Source organism: Alteromonas sp. CI.11.F.A3 (assembly GCF_032925565.1).
Classification (GTDB): Bacteria; Pseudomonadota; Gammaproteobacteria; order Enterobacterales; family Alteromonadaceae; genus Alteromonas.
This window is the reverse complement of the sequence record NZ_CP136708.1, coordinates 4405230-4424819: the sequence shown is the minus strand read 5'-3', so window position 1 is coordinate 4424819 and position 19590 is coordinate 4405230. Positions and strand designations below refer to the sequence as shown.

General features: G+C 42.9%; 15 protein-coding genes. 9 read left to right on the top strand and 6 right to left on the bottom strand.

Annotated elements, in window-relative coordinates:
* Nucleotides 1-40: 40 nt before the first annotated feature.
* Entirely contained in the window at nucleotides 41-2302 is a 2262-nt protein-coding gene (locus R1T43_RS19050; RefSeq protein ID WP_317351067.1) for a TonB-dependent receptor, read from the bottom strand.
* A 311-nt stretch (nucleotides 2303-2613) separates the two neighbouring features.
* Here R1T43_RS19050 and R1T43_RS19045 point away from each other — a divergent pair, with 311 nt between their 5' ends.
* The 3 genes from R1T43_RS19045 (at nucleotide 2614) to treF (ending at nucleotide 6499) form a co-directional block, all read left to right on the top strand.
* A complete protein-coding gene (locus R1T43_RS19045) occupies nucleotides 2614-3636 on the top strand; it encodes a LacI family DNA-binding transcriptional regulator (protein WP_317351065.1) in 1023 nt (340 codons plus the stop codon).
* 111 nt (nucleotides 3637-3747) lie between these two features.
* Nucleotides 3748-4986: an MFS transporter gene (locus tag R1T43_RS19040; RefSeq protein ID WP_317351063.1), complete on the top strand. Its 1239-nt coding sequence runs from the start codon at nucleotides 3748-3750 to the stop codon at nucleotides 4984-4986.
* A 1-nt stretch (nucleotide 4987) separates the two neighbouring features.
* Nucleotides 4988-6499, top strand: a complete 1512-nt coding sequence (treF, locus tag R1T43_RS19035; RefSeq protein ID WP_317351061.1) for an alpha,alpha-trehalase TreF — start codon at nucleotides 4988-4990, stop codon at nucleotides 6497-6499.
* A gap of 150 nt (nucleotides 6500-6649) precedes the next feature.
* Here treF and R1T43_RS19030 read toward each other — a convergent pair whose 3' ends face one another.
* Complete coding sequence (locus R1T43_RS19030; protein ID WP_317351059.1) at nucleotides 6650-7528, bottom strand: DMT family transporter; 879 nt, start codon at nucleotides 7526-7528, stop codon at nucleotides 6650-6652.
* Nucleotides 7529-7737: 209 nt separating this feature from the next.
* On the opposite strand from R1T43_RS19030, the gene R1T43_RS19025 reads away from it, so the two are divergent.
* Entirely contained in the window at nucleotides 7738-8241 is a 504-nt protein-coding gene (locus R1T43_RS19025) for an HAD-IA family hydrolase (protein ID WP_317351057.1), read from the top strand.
* Here R1T43_RS19025 and R1T43_RS19020 read toward each other — a convergent pair.
* Entirely contained in the window at nucleotides 8200-8394 is a 195-nt protein-coding gene (locus tag R1T43_RS19020; protein WP_317351055.1) for a hypothetical protein, read from the bottom strand. The genes R1T43_RS19025 and R1T43_RS19020 overlap by 42 nt on opposite strands.
* A gap of 105 nt (nucleotides 8395-8499) precedes the next feature.
* Here R1T43_RS19020 and R1T43_RS19015 point away from each other — a divergent pair, with 105 nt between their 5' ends.
* The 3 genes from R1T43_RS19015 (at nucleotide 8500) to R1T43_RS19005 (ending at nucleotide 14504) form a co-directional block, all read left to right on the top strand.
* A complete protein-coding gene (locus R1T43_RS19015; RefSeq protein WP_317351053.1) occupies nucleotides 8500-11787 on the top strand; it encodes a hybrid sensor histidine kinase/response regulator in 3288 nt (1095 codons plus the stop codon).
* Nucleotides 11771-12382, top strand: a complete 612-nt coding sequence (locus R1T43_RS19010) for a helix-turn-helix domain-containing protein (protein WP_317351051.1) — start codon at nucleotides 11771-11773, stop codon at nucleotides 12380-12382. The genes R1T43_RS19015 and R1T43_RS19010 overlap by 17 nt, the downstream gene beginning before the upstream one ends.
* Before the next feature lie 496 nt (nucleotides 12383-12878).
* On the top strand, nucleotides 12879-14504 hold the full coding sequence (locus R1T43_RS19005; RefSeq protein ID WP_317351048.1) for a polysaccharide lyase family 7 protein: 1626 nt from the start codon (nucleotides 12879-12881) through the stop codon (nucleotides 14502-14504).
* Nucleotides 14505-14560: 56 nt separating this feature from the next.
* On the opposite strand, the gene R1T43_RS19000 is transcribed toward R1T43_RS19005, so the two are convergent.
* From R1T43_RS19000 to R1T43_RS18990, 3 genes are all read right to left on the bottom strand, one after another.
* Nucleotides 14561-14884 (bottom strand): DUF3392 family protein, encoded by a 324-nt coding sequence (locus R1T43_RS19000; protein WP_126872998.1) that lies wholly within the window; start codon nucleotides 14882-14884, stop codon nucleotides 14561-14563.
* 97 nt (nucleotides 14885-14981) lie between these two features.
* Nucleotides 14982-15863: a sugar phosphate isomerase/epimerase gene (locus R1T43_RS18995; protein ID WP_317351045.1), complete on the bottom strand. Its 882-nt coding sequence runs from the start codon at nucleotides 15861-15863 to the stop codon at nucleotides 14982-14984.
* A gap of 31 nt (nucleotides 15864-15894) precedes the next feature.
* Nucleotides 15895-16902 (bottom strand): LacI family DNA-binding transcriptional regulator, encoded by a 1008-nt coding sequence (locus R1T43_RS18990; RefSeq protein ID WP_317351043.1) that lies wholly within the window; start codon nucleotides 16900-16902, stop codon nucleotides 15895-15897.
* A 378-nt stretch (nucleotides 16903-17280) separates the two neighbouring features.
* Here R1T43_RS18990 and R1T43_RS18985 point away from each other — a divergent pair, with 378 nt between their 5' ends.
* Both R1T43_RS18985 and R1T43_RS18980 read left to right on the top strand, forming a co-directional pair.
* Complete coding sequence (locus R1T43_RS18985; RefSeq protein WP_317355910.1) at nucleotides 17281-18444, top strand: Gfo/Idh/MocA family oxidoreductase; 1164 nt, start codon at nucleotides 17281-17283, stop codon at nucleotides 18442-18444.
* Nucleotides 18445-18459: 15 nt separating this feature from the next.
* Entirely contained in the window at nucleotides 18460-19566 is a 1107-nt protein-coding gene (locus R1T43_RS18980; protein WP_410548984.1) for a sugar phosphate isomerase/epimerase family protein, read from the top strand.
* Nucleotides 19567-19590 lie beyond the last annotated feature (24 nt).

The window sequence follows — 19590 nt, the reverse complement described above, 5'->3', positions numbered from 1 at the left end:
AATATCATCGGCTTTGGTTTAATAGTTTATAGCCTGTAAATTAAAAGAACAGGTAAGAAACGCTAAGCTTCATGCTTCTTGGCATAATGTAGCGCCCATTGGGTGAATCAGGATTCCTAGGATCGCCCTCGGTAATACCTTGTTCATCTGTTAGGTTATCTATAGATAGTTGAACACGAAGTGCATCAGTTGGCTCAAGAGTCATGCCTACATCAACTTTCTCATAGCCTTCTAACACTACTGTGTTTTCGTTATCGCCAAAACGGTCGTCTACTGCCGAAAATGTGCCATATACAGTGGCATACATGTCACCTACATCGAAGCCATAGCTTGGGGTCATACGCACTTGCCAACCGGGTTGACGCTGTGCTTCATTGCCTTCATTGGTTGCACTTGCGGTAATTTCTGTTTCCTGTAGCGTTGCATTTACGCTGAGTGAGAAACCTGAGTCGTTAGTATATTTACCATCAAACTCAACACCATAAGCCTCATTTGTTAAAATTTCAGCGGGAGCTCCTGGAAGACGTACAAAGGTATCGCCTTTCACTTCGTTGGCAAACGCCGTGGCAAAAAACTGAATATTGTCATTCATGTATTTATAGCCAAGCTCGCCTTGGGTAACTTCTTTAATTAAATCGTTACCGCCTGTATAAGCACCCCAGTTGTCACGAAAGTCATCGAAATAAGGCATCTTGTAGCCACGGTTCATACGAACAAACACGCCGCTAAAATCATTAAGTGCGTAGTTAGCACCTAACGTCCACGAGGTTTTGTTTTCGTCATACTCTAATGCTTTGTTTATTACGCCATCTAAGCCTTCATCTACTGAATAGCTGACTTCATGGTTTTCACGACGTAGGCCTAAGTCGATGCTTAAGTCTTCAGTGGCGTACCAGGTGCTGGTGGCATACAGTGCAAATGTGCTGGCATCGCCTACCGAGTTTATATCGTAGCTCCAGCCACAGCCTTCAGCACTGTTATTACAAGCTATACCGTCAAGCATTTCGCCGCCAGGCACTAATGCATAGTAAGCTTGGTTACCAATGCTCCACCAGTCTTCTGCTTTGGTGGTGGCACTGTAAATACCGAAAGAGGTATCGAAATTGTCCCACGATTTAGATACTGCTAAGTCGTTAGTGAAAGACTCAACATCTTTCAATACAACCCAGCGGCCTATTTGTTGGATAGGAGTATCGCCGTCGTAGGTGTTTCCAGTAACCGCACCTGTAGCGCTTTCACCATTATCAGCCACATCGGCCACAGTAACAGCAGAACCATCTGGCACTAAGCCAAAGGTGTTTGCTGCGCCTTTAGTCAGGTTGAATCGGTCAACTAAATGCCAGCCGCCACCTAATTCAAGCTTTAAGCTACCACCACTCACATGACCATCCCAGCCGCGACCATCGCCAAAGTCGAAAGACTCAGAGGTAGCATTGTCTGGACCGTAGTTGATGGTGGCTTGACGGTTTAACGGACCTATTTGCGTATAGTTTGCATCAATGCCATCTACATTAAGCGGGGTAGGTAAGTACCATGTACCGTGATCGTCCGTTTGACGGGTATAAAGGTTTAACTCACCTTTATCAAAAATTTTGGTTAGATTTACCGTGAATTGGTTACCCTCTTCAGAGCTAAACCCAGCATCGCGAATACCATCAGAACTTTTTACGTATCCGCCTACCATGTAGTACAGGTCGTCGGCCAATGCACCGCTAAGTACAAGATCAACCCGATTCAAACCGTAATCAGATACCGTATATTTTACGCTGGCTTCTGTGTCTTCACCGCCACGTTTTAAACGAAAATTCGTGGTTAAACCAGGTTGGCCGTTACTGACTACAGGGTTTGGTCCACCCCGTAAGCCTTCTACCATTTCGATGGTATCGTCTATTCTAAACATCTGAGAGTTTTCTAAGAACGACAAAGTAGAAGCGGGGTAAATAGGTGAGCCTTCTAGTGCAATGGTAAGGAACGGTGCATCGCCGCCACCTGGAAAGCCTCGAACAAATACGTTTGCCCCCGACTCACCGCCAGAGCTTTCTACCCAAACCCCTGGAATGGCTTTGAACAAATCTGCAGTAGATTTAGGCGCTAATTTTTCAATGTCGCTGGCATCAATATTGGTGACAGCGAAGCTTGCATCAATTTTTCTTATTCCTGCGCCGCCTGGCGTCCCACTCACTACAATAACTTCAGTGTTTTCTGCAGTAGCCTGTTTTGTTTCTTCTTGTGCAAAGGCTGTTTGGGTTAACGCTAAAGAAATTGCACTGGCTAGCATTCCTTTTGTGAACAACGTTTTCATGGTGTGTGCTCCTGAAAATAAGTTTTGGGCGTTGTTAACCGAATGCGTGAAACAGGTTAAATAAATGTCACTCGCTTCGGGAATGAGCAACAAAATAGATCTCTTTGCAAACGATTGCAAGGGTAAAATACAATCGATTGCAAAATATTTGTTTAAGCGTGTTAACATTTGTTGGCAAACCCGCTTGATGATGATATTTGGTTAGGCTAAACAATTAACTTGAGATACAGAGACTTAGGCTGTAATGCCTTGAGCATAGGCTTTTTACGTATTTCTCGGTATAGTTTGAAAAAAAGAGAGAGCTAAATAACGTGAGTTCAGAAACAAAATTAACGTTGGCCAAGCTAGCTAAGTTAGCAGGGGTTTCTACTTCTACAGCTTCAAGAGCGTTAAAGGATAACCCGCTAATTAAGCAGGAAACGCGAAACAAAGTGCAGGCTTTGGCAAAGGAACACAATTACAGTGTAAATGCCGCAGCTAGCCGGCTACGTACGCAAAAGACTCATGTTATCGCGGTAATTTTAAACTTAATTGACCATACCGAACAAAGCACCACCGATCCTTTCTTGCTGAAACTGGTAGGGGAGTTGAACCAAGCGCTTAACGCCAAAGGCTACGAGCTGTTGCTATCAAATTCCTTTATGGCATCAGATGATTGGGCCAACTACTTTATTCACAGTCAGCGCGCCGATGGCATGATTGTAATTGGTCAGGGCAAATCGACTAAAAAAATTGACCGTGCCGCTGAAGCAGGTGTACCGCTAGTGGTATGGGGCGACCCTAAAAGCCAGGCTAATTATCCTATTGTTGGCGGAGACAATTATCAGGGTGGATTTGACGCGACCACTCATTTGCTGCAAAAGGGCGCTAAGCGTGTGTTGTTTTTAGGTGATGCAGAGCATGCCGAGATGCAAGAGCGTTACAAGGGATACATACACGCGCATCAAAATGCCAATATTTCAATGAGCAGCGACTGTACCTGCACTATCGATATAACGTCTAAAGCGGCCTACGAGTATATAAATCAAAGAGTAAAAGCGAACGGCTTAGATTTCGACGGTATAGTGTGTTCAAGCGACATGGTAGCGCTTGGTGCACTTAAAGCGTTGAAAGAGCGCTACGTGGGAATTCCAAGCGATGTGGGTATTGTTGGATACGATGATATTTCGCTAGCTGAACTTATGCATCCGGCGTTAACAACCGTACGTCAGAACACTCAACAAGCCGCGTCAGCCATGGTAGAGCAATTGCTTCGCCAGTTTGAAGGGCATGAAACGAGTAGTTACGTAGTAGATACCCAACTGGTGGTTCGCCGTTCAAGTAAACACGATTAATGTGCTTAAATGTGGGTTGGTAAGAGAAAATAAAAGGTTAATGCAAACGTTTGCATTTTTGTTTTTATCCGTCTACACTCCGGCTTAATTTAGTTAACAGAGTGTTTACACATGTCCCGATTGTTGATTATCGCTGCAATAGCCGTTAGCTATTATGTGTTTGCCATACTGCTAAACAGTGTGGGTACGGTTATATTGCAATCGATAAACAGTTTCGATGTGTCGAAACCAGAAGCCAGCACCCTTGAAGGTTTTAAAGACTTATCCATCGCGCTGGTGTCTTTTCTTGTAGCTAGTTTTATCCCTCGTATTGGCTACAAGATCTCAATGCTATTCGGGCTTATTTTGGTGGCTGCGTTGTGTGCTATTACCCCTAGCATTGGCAGCTTCTGGATAATAAAGCTCCTGTTCGCAGGCATAGGCACCGCTTTTGCGTTAGTGAAAGTGTCGGTTTATGCCATCATTGGGCAACTCTCTTCTAACACCAAAGCACACAGCTCGCTGATGAATACCGTTGAAGGTATTTTCATGTTGGGTGTACTGTCTGGTTATTGGGTGTTTGCTGGCTTTATCGACCCCACGAATGAAGCATCTCTTTCGTGGTTAAATGTGTATTACTTAATTGCCGCTCTAGTTGCCGTGACTATTTTATTGGTGCTAGCCGCGCCCATTCAAAAACCAGAGGTAAACAAAGAAGTTGGGGTAAGTACTGCGTTTATCGATATGCTTAAACTTGCCTACAAACCTTTGGTGCTCATCTTTATTATTTCCGTATTCCTGTATGTATTGATTGAACAGGGCATAGGGTCTTGGTTACCTACTTTTAACCGAGAAGTGCTTGGTTTGCCTACCCAAGTGAGTATTCAAATTACCAGTATTTTCGCGGTAGCGCTTGCGGTTGGTCGTCTATTAGCTGGAGTGGTGCTAGCAAGAGTAAGTTGGTATCCCTTCATGAATGCATGTTTAGTGGGGATGGCCGCCGTCATGCTATTAAGCTTACCTTTAGCTGAAAAGGTAGATGAGAACCTTGTTGCTAGCTGGGTAGATGCACCAATAGCGGCGTACCTTATTCCGCTTATTGGGTTAATGATGGCACCCATTTACCCGGTTATTAATTCTGTAATGTTGAGTGCGTTGCCCAAAGTACAGCATGCCCCTATGACCGGCCTAATTGTTGTGTTCTCGGCACTTGGCGGTACGACGGGCTCTATTATTACCGGTTATGTATTTGAAGCAATGGGCGGGCAGCAAGCGTTCTATTTATCGCTTATTCCCATAGGTGCATTGCTTGTTACCCTGTTCTTTTTTAAACGAGCAACATCTTCACTAGTGTTAAAGGATACCGCGTAATATGGCATTAACAACAAGTGGCTGGCGGAACTGCTTGCCATTCTTTAAAAGCAATTTGTTTAAAGATGTACAAAACGCGGCTTTATTTGAAGATAGCAAAACTTTTGCCGATGCCATTGTATTAGGTGGTTGGCAGAACGTGATAAGCCAATACGAGCAGCAGAGAAATAACGAAGGCTTTAGTTTGTCGCGCTTCGTTGAAACTTATTTCAAAATGCCGGACATGGTGGCAAGTAGTGCAGGTGTAGCTTTTAATTCTGTACCAGAGTATGTGCGACATATGTGGGATGTGCTTACCCGTACACCAGATGCAAATAATGTAGATAGCTTAATTAGCCTATCACGCCCATACATTGTACCTGGCGGAAGATTTCGCGAAATTTATTACTGGGATAGTTACTTTACCGCATTAGGGTTAATTGATTCTGGAAAAGCTGACATGGTAATTAACATGTTGGAAAACTTCTTAGACATATTAGATGAAGTGGGCTGTATTCCGAATGGGAATCGCGCCTATTATTACACTCGCAGTCAGCCACCTGTACTGGCACTTATGTTCTCGTTAGTAGAGGAAAAGTTAAGTGAAACACAGCGTCAAAGGGCTATAGCAGGCATCGAAAAAGAATATGCTTTTTGGATGAGTGGTGCGCAAAGCATAAGCGACACGCAAGACGCTAAGCAGGCAAGTGAGCACCTAGTACGCATGCCCAATGGCGCATTACTCAACCGATATTACGATAGCGAAGCTTCGCCACGTCCAGAGTCGTACAGAGAAGATATTGAAACGGCAGAATTGGTAGGTGCGAAATCAGTAGAGTTTTATCGCCACATAAGAGCGGCCTGTGAATCTGGTTGGGATTTCAGTTCCCGTTGGCTTGCCGATAAAAACGCACTGTCTAGCATTCGCACTACTGAAATAGTGCCTGTTGATTTGAACGCGCTACTGTATTTTGTTGAAAATACGTTAGCACGAGTTAGTACTGAAGCAAGCGCAAGCAAATACCGTGATGCCTGTACTAATCGAAAGCAGGCAATAAACACCTACTTGTGGAATGAAGATAAAGCCTGCTTTTATGATTATCACTATCCTACTGCAACGCAAACTAGCATACTTTCAGCCGCAGTAAGCGTACCTTTGTTCGTAGAGCTTGCTACCGATGCACAGGCGGTTGGCGTGAAAAACGCCCTTCAAACAGACTTGCTAGCCTGTGGCGGAATAGTTACCACAGCCAATACTACCACGCAGCAATGGGATGCTCCCAATGGGTGGGCACCTTTGCAATGGTTTGCGGTGAAAGGGCTACTTAATTATGGTTTTACCGATGAGGCGAGCGACATTATTAATCGCTTTACGCAAACCGTTGACGATCATTTTGCGCGAACTGGCGTAATGCTAGAAAAGTATAATGTGTGCGAGCCTGACAAAACGGCAAGCGGCGGAGAGTACGAAGTTCAGTTAGGGTTTGGTTGGACTAACGGCGTTTATACTCGCTTTAAAACTATGCAAGGCTAAACGAGAAGCCGCTAGTTCCGCTAATACCTTTATCTTTGATTGGTAAATTAAAAGATACAAAACAGGGTTAGCGGCGCTAGGCACAGTCTGCATTTAGCGCTGATTCCAAAAGCATTAGCTATATACTGAATGCCAAAACGCCTTTTTATACTATAACGGCGTACCGAAGCTTACCAAAATACCCACGCCCACCAACGCAATAACCGACCATAATAGTGTAGCCTTAGTGGCTTTTTCGCCCATTACCCATGCAACACCCAACGACATCAATGCACTGGTGGCGATAAGGGTTTGCACCACAGCAGCTTTGGCATAGGCAAAGGCAAACATTTGAAGGTAAATAGCGGCGGTAGTGCCCAATAAGGTGGCAAGTACAAAGGCAGGCCACACCCGTTGATTGGTTGCTAATACCGGTAACCATTTTGTACGGGTGATCACTATTAACGGCACTACAAACAACATTCCCCCCACCAAGCGCAAGAAGGCAGCACTGGCGGCATCTATATCACCACTGCCTAAAATGTCGCGGCTAACAACCGCACCTACGGCTTGGCATAAAGCAGCCCCAACGCCATACATATAGCCTGAAGTAGCGAATACATGTGTGGTATTTCGTTTACGAGCCTTTATTACCATGTCGACCGACAATAACACGATCGCAATACCTACCCACTGTTGCCAAGTTATCCATTCACCAATAAACGCCATGGCAAAAAGCGCAGTAAATAAAGGCGCTAAGGTTTCGGCTACTAATACCGCTTGGCTATCGCCTATCGATTTTAGTGCCTTAAAAAAGCAAGTGTCGCCTATGCCAATGCCAATAAAACCACTTAGTAGTAGCCAAAGTACGGCATTGGTTTCATAAGCGTTTGGCTGCACTACCGCAATAACGACAGCCAAAATAGCAATAGAGATAAGGCCCTTCCAAAAATTCATGGTAAGGGGGGAGAATGCGTTGCCAGTGCCGCGAAACAAACGGGCGGCTATTGCCCAACAAAGTGCCGTACCTAGTGCTGCGAATACACCCATTAGTAACCTATAAAAATGTGAAGCATAAAAAAAGAGCGGCTATGCTAAATGAAAGTGAATGCGTATGTTAGTAGATATTAAGGAATTTGAGTTCAGAAAATAGGTCAACTAACTAAAAGTTAACGGAAACACAGCCCACTTTCTGGCAATGTGAATGAAATAGAGAAGCAGTTCTGCCTAATCGTAAACGCAATTAAAGAGTACAAAGAATGGATTTAAGCGGTATTAAAGGTGTTATTTTTGATTTAGATGGCACCTTGGTTGAGTCTAGCCTTAACTTCACGCAAATGAGAGCAGACATAGGCTGCCCACAAGACGAAGACATTCTTACGTTTATCGACAATATGCCGTGCGAACAAGATAAAGCGAAAGCCAACTACGCCATATTGCAACATGAATTAGTTGATGCCCAAAACGCAAAATGGCTACCCCTTGGTAAGCAAATGGTAGATAAGGTACTTGCAAACAATTTACCCATCGCCATTGTAACCCGCAATTGCCGAGAGGCCACCGCTATTAAAATAGTTAATAACCGCATTCCCATAGAGTTTGTACTTACCCGAGAAGATGCTCCCGCTAAGCCAGACCCCACAGCACTGCTACATATAGCCCAACACTGGCAGCTACAACCCGAAGACTGCCTGTATGTGGGTGACTTTATTTACGACCAATTAGCTGCCGAAAATGCCGGTATGCAGTGGTTGTTGGTGTAGTGAGTCTAGACCAATGCCCGGTGGAGTTGGATTTTCTGGCTCAATTTTATAACCCGGCTTTGGAAAAACCGCAAAAGAACTCATTCCACCATAGACATTAGTATAATCTTGCTCGTTCAGCCCTTGAATGTTTGTTTTTTGTTCGATATTCATAGTGTTATCACTCTTGTAGTATTAATTTTAATCGGTGTTGCTAGTTCAGCAATTAGAGAATAATAAATAACTACGAACATTGAATATGAATATAGGGACATATAAATGAAATGGGTCAAGAGCTCGTTTTTTGGCTCAATTGTTGTTTTTTCGTTGCTAAGTATTGATGCTTTTGCATCAGGGGGAAGCGAAAGCTTCCACGGACGTAGTGTATTTGCGGGAACCCCTGCAGGTGTAATATGGGATATAGAGGTTGTTGATGAAGCTATATTCCTTGCTGCAGAAAATGGCGTTTTTCAGATTGTTGGACAAGTATCCCAAAAAGTTAGTTATAACCAGTCTAGTTCAAAGACGGGCATAATTTCTGATGTGGCTTATGAGAAAGGCTATCTTTGGGTAAGTGAATTTGGGGTTGGTGTTTTCAAATACAATCTAGAAACAGGAGTTTCAGAACAGTTTGTTTCTCATTCCTCAGATCTAAAAAGTGTTTGGAATTTAGCCATAACATCTGACTATTTAGTGTTTTCATTAATCAACGGTATATATGTTGTTGATAGAACGACGAGGGAAATACAACATTGGGCAGATGAAATTTCATCTAAATCTTTAGCTGGTGCCTATTCATTAGTTTCTGACAATCAAACTAAAGTACACGCGATTTCGGAAGCTTATCATATCGAGATAGATCTAGCTGGTCAGAGTGTGAAGCTAAACCCTTTAACAAAAGATTATCCCAAATTATCAAAGTTGACTGCTATTTCTTATTCTGGTTTCAAGCAATATCTTGGTGGGCCTGAAGGTATCTACATAATAGATGAGCAAAAAAACACGAAGAATTTTTATCCTTTTGATTCGGCTTTAACAATAAGAAAGCCACTGAGTAAAATTTTTATCGCTGACGATGAAAATATCTGGATTGCTGCAGGCGGGCTATACAAAGTTATTGGAAATACTATTACGGCGATTAATTGGATGAATCCAATTATCACATCAGATGCAATACACTCGATAGTAGCAATCAATAAACTAAGAAACGGAGAGTTGATTCTAGCATCAACACAATTAGGGGTGATTGCGTTTTCAGATTCTCAAAAGGCAGTTAACTATCTAAGTTTAAATGAAGTTATCTATCAAAAGAATATTAGATCAACAGGTATAACGACAGAGGGAGTTGGGTATATAAAAGATGCTAGTAATAGCTATTTGTTGAAAACCCAAAATGGCTCCTTAAGTCCCCACACTTTTAAAGCCGCGAAATGTCTAGATAGTTACGAAGTTAAATTTGAAGAAATTTATTTGAAAGAGAGAGGGGAAATAAGTTTTTGCTCAAACCCGCACAATCACATTATTAATTTAAGTGACGATAAATACTATGCTTATGCCCTCACAGATGATGGATGGAAATATTACCTAGCTGATTTAACCTCAATTTTAGATGAATTTGATGCGCCCCCATTTCTAAAAAGTTCTATTGTCTTATCTTCTGGCGAGCTAATGGGATTCGACGCGGACAGTTCCATACACATTCAGCTGTCTAAGTTTAATTGGAAGGTTTTGCCTCCCTCAGAGACAGGATGGAGCAGAATCACTTGCATCATAGAATTTAATAATACTTATTTGGTGTGCTCCTCTGGCAGTGGACTCAATGAAATTGATAGTACTACTGGTGACATTTCAAAAAGTAAATTACTAAATAATTCCGATATTAGATTTGTTCGAGCGGGGCTTTTAAGTAGCAATGGAAATTTCTGGTTTACTACAAATATTGGGCTCTTTCTTTATAGTACGAGTGACGACAATTTGTATCAATTAGATAGCGACAATGGTATTTGGGATGTCGACTTTGATTTCGGAGGAATTCACGAGCTAAATGATACTATCATTATCGAGGGGGATAGATTTGCTTATAGCATCAATGAGAAAGCAATTATCAAAAGTTTGAGTGATGCAAATGTTGCACCTCAAATATCTTTCCTCAAAGCCGAATGGTTCAATGAAGAGGGTGAAGTAGACTCCTTATATCCTATTTTTTCGAACTCTGAATTTACTATTGATAGCAGCTATCAGACACTTGATTTCAGTGTCGCATCAAATAGTTACGTGGAAAGCTACAAGCATAAACTAGAATTTAGAATACTCGGGTATATTGAAGATTGGCAAACTCATAACGCATCAAGTATGAATTTGGCTATTTCTGATATTGGCTATGGCAGTTTTGAATTGCAAGCTCGGGTACAGTCACCCTATAGCAACCTAGAATACCCCATCAATTCTCTGCATTTCAAAATAAATCCACCGTTCTACTTAAGTCACTACGCCTACTTTCTATATGCCATCCTTATGATTATGTGTGTTTATTTATATCGAAAAGGCTATCTAAAACTAGTGGCCTCTATGGTTATTAACACTTCACTGGTACAGAAGGTATTAGGTAGGTACGGTGCTGAGCATAAGAATAAAATAGAAGCATTAGCACAAAACAAAATTCGGCTTTTCAGTAATGTCTCGCACGAGCTTCGCACGCCACTGCAACTCATTATGAGCGAGTTAGGTGATTCGAAGAAAAGTGATTCAGAGAAAGAAAAGCTCAATATCACGGCGTTAGTCCACAATGTTCAAAGAATGGAAAACTTATTAGATCAAGTGAATACGGTAGACAAACTGGGTACTTCAACGCTAGAAAACTTTAGGTTGTACTCTGTAGATGATATTAAAATTATAGCTTCAAGTTTAGACTCATTAGTGAAAACAAAGCGCCAAGTACTCGATGTAAGTACACGAGGCACAGGCACTATTTCACTTTTAAAAGGTAGCTTAGAGTCGATTATTGGGAACCTCATTACTAACGCTGTTAAATTTACCGAAAACAATGGAATAATTAAATTTTCAGCCGTTTTTGACGAAGATAATCTAACACTTAGCGTTCGGGATAATGGGAAAGGCATCGATGAGTCTAACCACCAAGAAATTTTTAAGCGTTACAAAAGGATAGATCCATCTCCAGAAGCCACAGGCGAGGGAATTGGTTTGTCTTTAGTTAAAGAGTTGGTGGCTATGAATCAGGGCGAAATATCTGTCGACAGTGCGCTAGGCAAAGGTACCAAGTTTATAGCGACTTTCCCCATAGATGATATACAGCTTTTAAATAGTCAAAACTTAGATGAGAGTACTGATAGTAATTGGGAAGACAAGCCAGCTATCTTGTTAGTGGATGATAGCCGTCAACTTCGTAATCACCTTTTTAAGTTATTCTCTTCGACCTACAAATGCCTTGTGGCTAGAGACGGAAAGCAGGCTCTAGATATTCTACAGACTCACAAAGTTAACCTAGTCATAACCGATTCTTATGATGCCGGTTATGGGTGGGCTGAACTTTGTGGAAAAATTGCGTGATACTGATGCTTTAAATTATTTACCCATTATTGTTTTAACGGCAAAAGTAGATGATGAATCAAAAGAAAGAGCCTTACAGGCGAATGTAGACTGTTTGCTCACTAAGCCTATCGCTGATGAAGAATTAATGCTCAGAGTAAGGCATCTTGTAGCATTAAAACGAGCCCCATCAAACAATCTCTCGTCGTCAGACATGAATAAAAGCGAAGACAGTTGTATTTTATTGCCAGAGCTTTTGTCAGAAAAAGATATGGCTTTTTACCTTAACTTTATCTCTGTTTTAGAAAAAAATTATCAAGATGAATATTTCACCAGAGATAAAGCTGCTGATTTATTGCTAATAAGCCCCAGAAGTTTAAACCGAAAGCTTTCAGAGCTATTTGACTACAACTTCAGCGAGTTTCTCTCGCGATTCAGAATAGACAAATCCAAAGCGCTACTAGCCAATGGTGCCTCCGTTATTTCGGTAGCTACAAGCGTAGGCTTTGCTGGACCGTCCTATTTTTCGACCACATTCAAACGCATCATGGGTATACCACCTAAACAGTACTCCAGCACATTAGTAGAACCTCATAGTTCAGAACATCAGGTCTAATTACCGAAATTCCTCCTACAAAAGTCAGATTAAAGCGCATACATTAATTTTATTAACCAATTTTGCACTTATTGGTAATGTTTTTGGTTGTTATTTATATTTCTTTTTATCTGATTCTTGCCTTGTAAACGTTTCCACTATGCCCAGTTTGTTAATTATTATTATAAATAATTCTCATTTCTATTTTTCGAACATTAATTTAAAGGTTGCAATTATCTTTATGATTTATATTTATTTTGTTTGGTTGTCTTTGCACTTTTGAGTAGTCCTTAGTCTATCAATTTACTTTTTGGTAAGTATTTTGTTAATGGTTTGTGTTGATCTTATTAGTTTTTTGGTCAATCATTTTACATGTGGGTTGGATCATTGGTATTACCATTTTGGTAAGCTTTATTTCTAGCCTGTATCGAAAAATGAATTTCGTTTTTAATCACAATTTATTTTGTTGCGATTACTTTAATTGGTTTACCAAACCATTAATTACAGGACAAATTGCATGAACATCAGGACACGAAAAACATCACTCTCTTTTGTAGTAGGTACCGCGCTTACTTTAGCAGGCACGTCATTTGTATATGGGGCGTCGGTAGCCATCGATAACCCAGGGTTTGAAAGTGGGTTCGATGGTTGGACCGATACCGACCCTTCCGCGGTATCTGGTAACGCCTATGCAGGAAGTAGCTCTGCTAAAATTTCCGGTGCGAATGGCAAAGTAGAGCAATATGTTGATGTTACCGCTAATACCGATTACACCTTGAAAGCCTACGTAAAAGGTATTGGTAAAGTTGGTGCCGATGTAAACGGCACTCGCTTTAACAGAACCGGTGGTGGCAGCGATTTTGAACCTGTATCGGTAAGCTTTAATTCAGGCTCTGCAACCTCGGTTAAAATTTATGCAAATTATTATGGCGGCGAAGGTCGATTCGACAACTTCACGCTAGAAAGTGCTGGCTCTACAACGCCGCCGGGTAATTCCACGTGTTCAGGGAATGACAACTTAAGCATTAGTACTGCAATCGACAATGGCACCAACGATGGACATGGGCCATTAAATACCATCGACAATGACTTAACTGATGAGTCCCGTTGGTCGTCCAACGGCACTGGCAAAACGATTACTTACGATTTAGGTGAAGTGGCTACGGTAAAAGCATTACAAGTTAAATGGTTTAAGGGTAATACCCGTAGTTCATTTTTTAACGTACATACGTCTACCAATAACAGTAACTGGAATGCCGTGTTACTTTCAGGCGCGTCAAGCGGTTCAAGTTCAGGTTATGAAACCCATGATGTGACCGATTCTGATGCCCGTTATGTTCGTATTACTGGGTTAGAGAATTCAGCGAATACGTGGAACAGCATTGTTGAAACCAACATTTATGGTTGCGGCGGTGATACTGACAACACCCCTGATCCAACGCCTACACCAACCCCTACTCCCGGTAATTTTGATATGAGCGATTGGGACATGGAGGGTGCCGATCCACGTGTTGGCGACACCATGGAGTTTGATGCCTTACGCGAGCAACATGTTACGCCAAACGGCAACGGCTGGCGTCACGAGCTTAAAATAAAACAAGAAAAAAGGGTGGCAATGACCGCCGTGTTTGAAGACTTTCAAGCGAACATAAAAGTGGAAATGTCCGATGGCTCAAAAGCTATTGTTGCCCAGCATCATGCTAGTGACACAGGCACTATTATGAAGTTATACGTTTCTGATACCAGCGAAGGAGGGTTCACTCCAACAAATGCTGGCGTAGAAAGTGACAGCGTAGCTCGTAATGGTATTTTTGATGTGTACGTGCGCCTGGCACGAGAAGACGGTTCCGGTGAAGACAAGCAGTTGTTAGGCACTATGGTAAGCGGTCAAAATTTCGATTTCAGAGTTATTAACGACCATGGTTATGTGACGGTTTCAGCGTTTGGTGAGTCTTTTTCGCGAACCATTGAAGACAGCACAGATTCTTACCTGAAATTCGGTAACTACTTACAAGCACAAGATCCTGAAACAAGGGAAGACGTAGATGACTCAGACGACTGGGCAGCGTTTTATGCCAGTGAAGGTATTACTGAAAGCTTGCTTACCTTTTCAAGCATTAACTACATTCGAAATGTAGATTAATACGCACAGTAAGTACGCTTAGAAAATAGAAGGGCGAAGCCAGTTGGCTTCGCTTTTTATATGTATCTTCTACGCTCAGCCAAAAAACCAATAAACATAAAAGCAAATACAAAACCTGCACCTTGGTACTGCCAAGGAAGGTAAGCAATGATGTGATGCAGAAAAGGGGCGCCATAAAGGGTTAATGCGCCATAACCAAAGGCACATAGCACTACAAAAAGGCTAACCCGAAGTATGAAATGATAGGGAGCCAAAATACGCTTTATATGACTATTAATAATATCGCCGTACACCACTAAAATGGTAGCCATGAGCATGATGCTCATTTCGGCGTAATAAGGGCTTAACGTGCGGGATAGGGCACTGAACAGTTCGTTCATACGGCATTACTCATGATAACGACACCTACAACATAAAGGTGGCGTTATCATAACGATATATACGGTTTTGCTAAAGCGCTTTGCTACAAGTGTCTTGCTACAAAGTATTGTTTAGCATACTTACCGCTTTATAGCCTTGTTCAATAGTGGCAATACGATCGCCGGTTTGATCCCGCTCTACAAATTTATGCTCAATTCCAGCCAGCTTTCCATTCGCAAAAATCGTTTCAAAGTCGATAACGCCTGTGCCCACATCGGCAAAACTACCGTCTGTCGCCATATCTTTTACATGCCACAGTTTAAAACGACCAGGGTATTGCTTAAAGTAATCTACGGGGTCTTTTCCGGCTTTAACTGCCCAGTACAAATCTAGCTCCATAGATACTAAATCAGAGTCGGTTTCAGTAATAAGTACATCTAGCGGTATTTCACCATCACGCACTTCAAATTCAAAATCGTGGTTGTGATAAGCCAATGTAATATTGGCTTTACTACAGGCTTCACCAATTATGTTAAGTTTTTCAGCAAGCGCTTTGTAAGGCGCTATGCCCACGCCGCGCTGCGCTTCGCTAAGCCAAGGTACCACAAGGTATTTATGACCTACGGTTTGCGCATCTTCTAGCACTTGCTCTAAGTTATTATCGAAGTCATCAAGTTGAATGTGAGCAGACGGCGCTGTTAATCCTTCGCCTTTTAGAATAGTACTAATTTCTTTGGCGCTATGGCCAAAGTAACCGGCGAACTCAAGTTCGTTGTAGCCCACCGCGCCTACTAATTTTAATGTGGCAGGCACGCTAACTTTCATAATATCGCGCAGGGTATAAAGCTGTAATCCAATACTATTGCTCGCCATACCATTTGAGTTTAACGACTTAGCTGTATGTGAATGTGCAAATACGCTGGGTATTGCGGCGCAGCCTGCACCTATGGTTGCAGCGCGAATAAACTGCCTGCGGGTGAAGGTGGAAGGGGTAAACATAGCATTCTCCTTAACGCGCCATTATGCGCTGTTACACAATGTGAGCTGGGCCAGTACTGCCTCTAGCAATGAGTTCAAACGGCATAATAACTTTTGGTGCTTTACGAATTTTGCCGTTAATGAGGTCTATCAATAAGCTTACTGCCGTTCGGCCGAATTCTTCGGCTGGTTGGGCAATCGTGGTTAACGGTGGGTCGCAAAATGCCGAAAAGGCAATATCGTCAAATCCCGCTACCGAAATATCTTGAGGAATACGCAAACCTGCTTGTTTAAATGCTTGCATAGCACCTATTGCTGTTTCGTCGTTTTCACAAAATATAGCAGTCGGCTTTTGCGCTTGTTGGGCAATAGTTACGCCTGCGTTATAGCCCGCTTGTAGCGTGAAGTCGCCAGGAAATAGCAGGCTGTCGTCGAAAGTAATATTGGCATCGTTTAACGCATCCTTATACCCCAACAAACGGTCTTGCGTAAGCGGGCTTGACTGAGGGCCTTTTATCATCGCAATTCGAGTATGGCCCAACCCTAACAAATGTTCAGTCATGGCTTTTGCCGCGGCACGGTTATCAAGTGCTACGGTAGGGTATTTACCTTCATCAATAACTTCACAGGCGTTTACCATAGGCAGCAGCCCATTGTCGTTGATCATGCTGTCGTCGAAAGGATTTAATGCTCGTAGCTGAATTAATCCATCGGCCTGAGAAGTACTTACCATTTTTGCGTAATGGCTTTCAATATCAGGGTTACCCAAGGTGTTTGCCAGTAAAATTGAGTAACCCAATTCTGCTGCCGTTTCTTGCATACCACTTATAACACGCGCAAAAAACACATTCGCGACAGTAGGAACCAACACAACAAGGTTATGGGTTTTTCCGGAACGAAATTTTACCGCCATTAAGTTAGGCTTGTAACCGACTAGCTCAACTGCCGTCATCACTTTTGAGCGGGTTTTCGGAGAAACGCGCTCGGGTTGTTGAAGAGCCCGAGACACCGTTGCTACCGATACACCAGCGCTATCAGCAACATCTCTAATATTTGCCATTTACTCGTGTCTTATCTTTATTCGCTTATCTGCGAATTAATTGAATTGATGTAACCGATATCATTTGGAATTTAGAATACGTATCTTTCTTAAAAAATCCAGTGCTAAGTGTATATTTTTTGTAAATGGTTTTGGCGTCTTAACCCGTTCATTCGCTGTTTTAAACCAAAATACGTTTGTTTTAAGACTATTTAGCTTATCTTCTTAAACTTAAGTTTAACAAAAAACGCCCAAATACATTGACAGACAAAAATGTAATCCGTTACATTTTAAATATGGTTACAATAATGCAACAAGTTTGCAATAAGCGAGCGTGATACTGGTAAGGTTTACCGGTTAAGCACTGCACCACAACAGGAGCTACGCAGCATGGCGAAAATGCAAAAAGTAAGATTAGGTATGATTGGTGGTGGTGAGGGCGCATTTATTGGTGCGGTTCATCGCAACGCATTTGGGCTAGACGGTCAGTACGATTTGGTATGTGGCGCTTTTAGTCGCGACTCCAGCAATAACGAGAACACGGCAGATAGTTTAGGTGTAGAACCTAGCCGTACTTATGCCTCGTGGGAAGACCTGCTAGAAAAAGAAGCTGCGCTTCCAGAGCAGCAACGCATGCAGGTGGTGTCTATTGTTACACCGAATCATTTACACGTACCTATTTCAATGGCCGCAATAAAAGCGGGTTTTCACGTGTTCTGCGAAAAGCCCGCCGGTGTTGGCTTGGGCGAGGTAAAAGACTTACAAGACTTACTTCATAGTACCGACAGATTATACGGCTTAGCGCACACCTATTTGGGTTATCCCATGGTGTGGCAAGCGCGCCATATGGTTGAAAGCGGCATGCTAGGTAACATTCGTAAAGTGTTTGTTGAGTACCCACAAGGGTGGTTATCGGCAAATGAAGAAACCCATAATAAACAGGCCAAGTGGCGTACCGACCCAAGTTTAGCTGGCGGTAGCGGCTGTATGGGCGACATTGGTACCCACGCGTTTGGGCTGGCTGAATTTGTTTTAGACGATGCTATTACCGCCTTGTGTGGTCAGCTTTATACGCACATTGATGACAGGCAGTTAGATGACGATGGCGCAGCGCTGATTAAAACCAAGAAAGGTGCTACTGGTGTGTTGATTGCCAGCCAAGTGTGCGCAGGTGAAGAAAACGCCTTAAAGATAAAAGTGTATGGCGATAAAGGCGGATTGGAGTGGCATCAAATGGAGCCGAACTCTGTGGTGTATCGCCCTATAGGCCAGCCATATCAAGTATTCCGTGCTGGACTAGGGCAACCCGGTTTGTGTGATGAAGCTGTTAATCGTTGCCGTATTCCAGGCGGACACCCCGAAGGCTACCTAGAAGCCATGGCAAATTTATATAACGATTTTGCCAAAGCGGTTCGTAGCGATACAAACCAAACAAGCAGCAAAGCAAATGGAGTGCCTGGCATTAAATCTGGTCTTCGCGGCATGGCGTTTATTGATGCCATGTTGGCCAGTAGCGACAGTGATACTAAGTGGGAAACCGTCAGCCCAGTTGGCACAGAGTAAGTGGAGCATATGGCAATGGAACAACAAGCAAAAGAACAGCAAGCAAATGAACAACCAGCCAAAGAAGCTATGCCAATTAAAGGCCCAGCTGTATTTTTAGCCCAATTTATGGGTAAAGATGCCCCCTTCAATACACTTGAAAATATGGCCAAGTGGGCAGCGTCATTAGGGTATAAAGGTATTCAAGTGCCCACCGATCCTGCTTTGTTCGATTTAGAAAAAGCAGCACAAAGCCAAGAATACTGTGACGAAATCGCCGCTACTTGTAGAGCCGCGGGCGTAGAAATTACCGAGTTATCAACGCACTTGCAGGGACAGCTGGTGGCAGTGCATCCCGCTTACGATGAGCTATTTGATAATTTCGCGCCAGCACATTTACACGGCCAGCCAAAAGCGCGAACTGAATGGGCGGTTAACCAACTTAAGTGTGCCGCTATTGCCAGCAAACGGTTAGGGCTAAACGCGCATGCTACGTTCTCAGGTGCCTTAATGTGGCATTTAGTGTACCCGTGGCCACAGCGTCCGGCTGGATTGGTTGAACAAGGGTTTGCGGAGTTAGCCAAACGCTGGCTTCCTATTTTGGATGCCTTCGATGATGCGGGCGTAGACGTATGTTACGAAATTCACCCAGGTGAAGATTTGCATGATGGCGCTACTTTTGAAATGTTTTTAGCTGCGGTAGATAACCACCCTCGCGCCAATATATTGTTCGATCCTAGTCACTTTGTGCTGCAGCAGCTCGATTATCTTGATTTTATCGACAGATACCACAGCCGTATAAAAATGTTCCATGTGAAAGATGCCGAGTTCAATCCTAATGGCAGAAGTGGCGTTTACGGCGGTTATCAAGATTGGAAAGATCGCCCTGGGCGTTTTCGCTCGTTAGGTGATGGCCAAGTCGATTTTAAAGGTATTTTCAGCAAGCTTACTCAATATGGGTTTTGCGGATGGGCAGTACTTGAATGGGAGTGTTGCTTAAAAGACTCTGCGCAAGGTGCGGCTGAAGGCGCGCCATTCATCGCTGAGCATATTATTCAGCCAACCCGCTACGCGTTCGATGATTTCGCCGGTGGCGAGGTAAGTGAAACGAAAAACAACCTCATTTTGGGTATAAGCGAATAACGCTTTCCCGCAGACACAGGATAA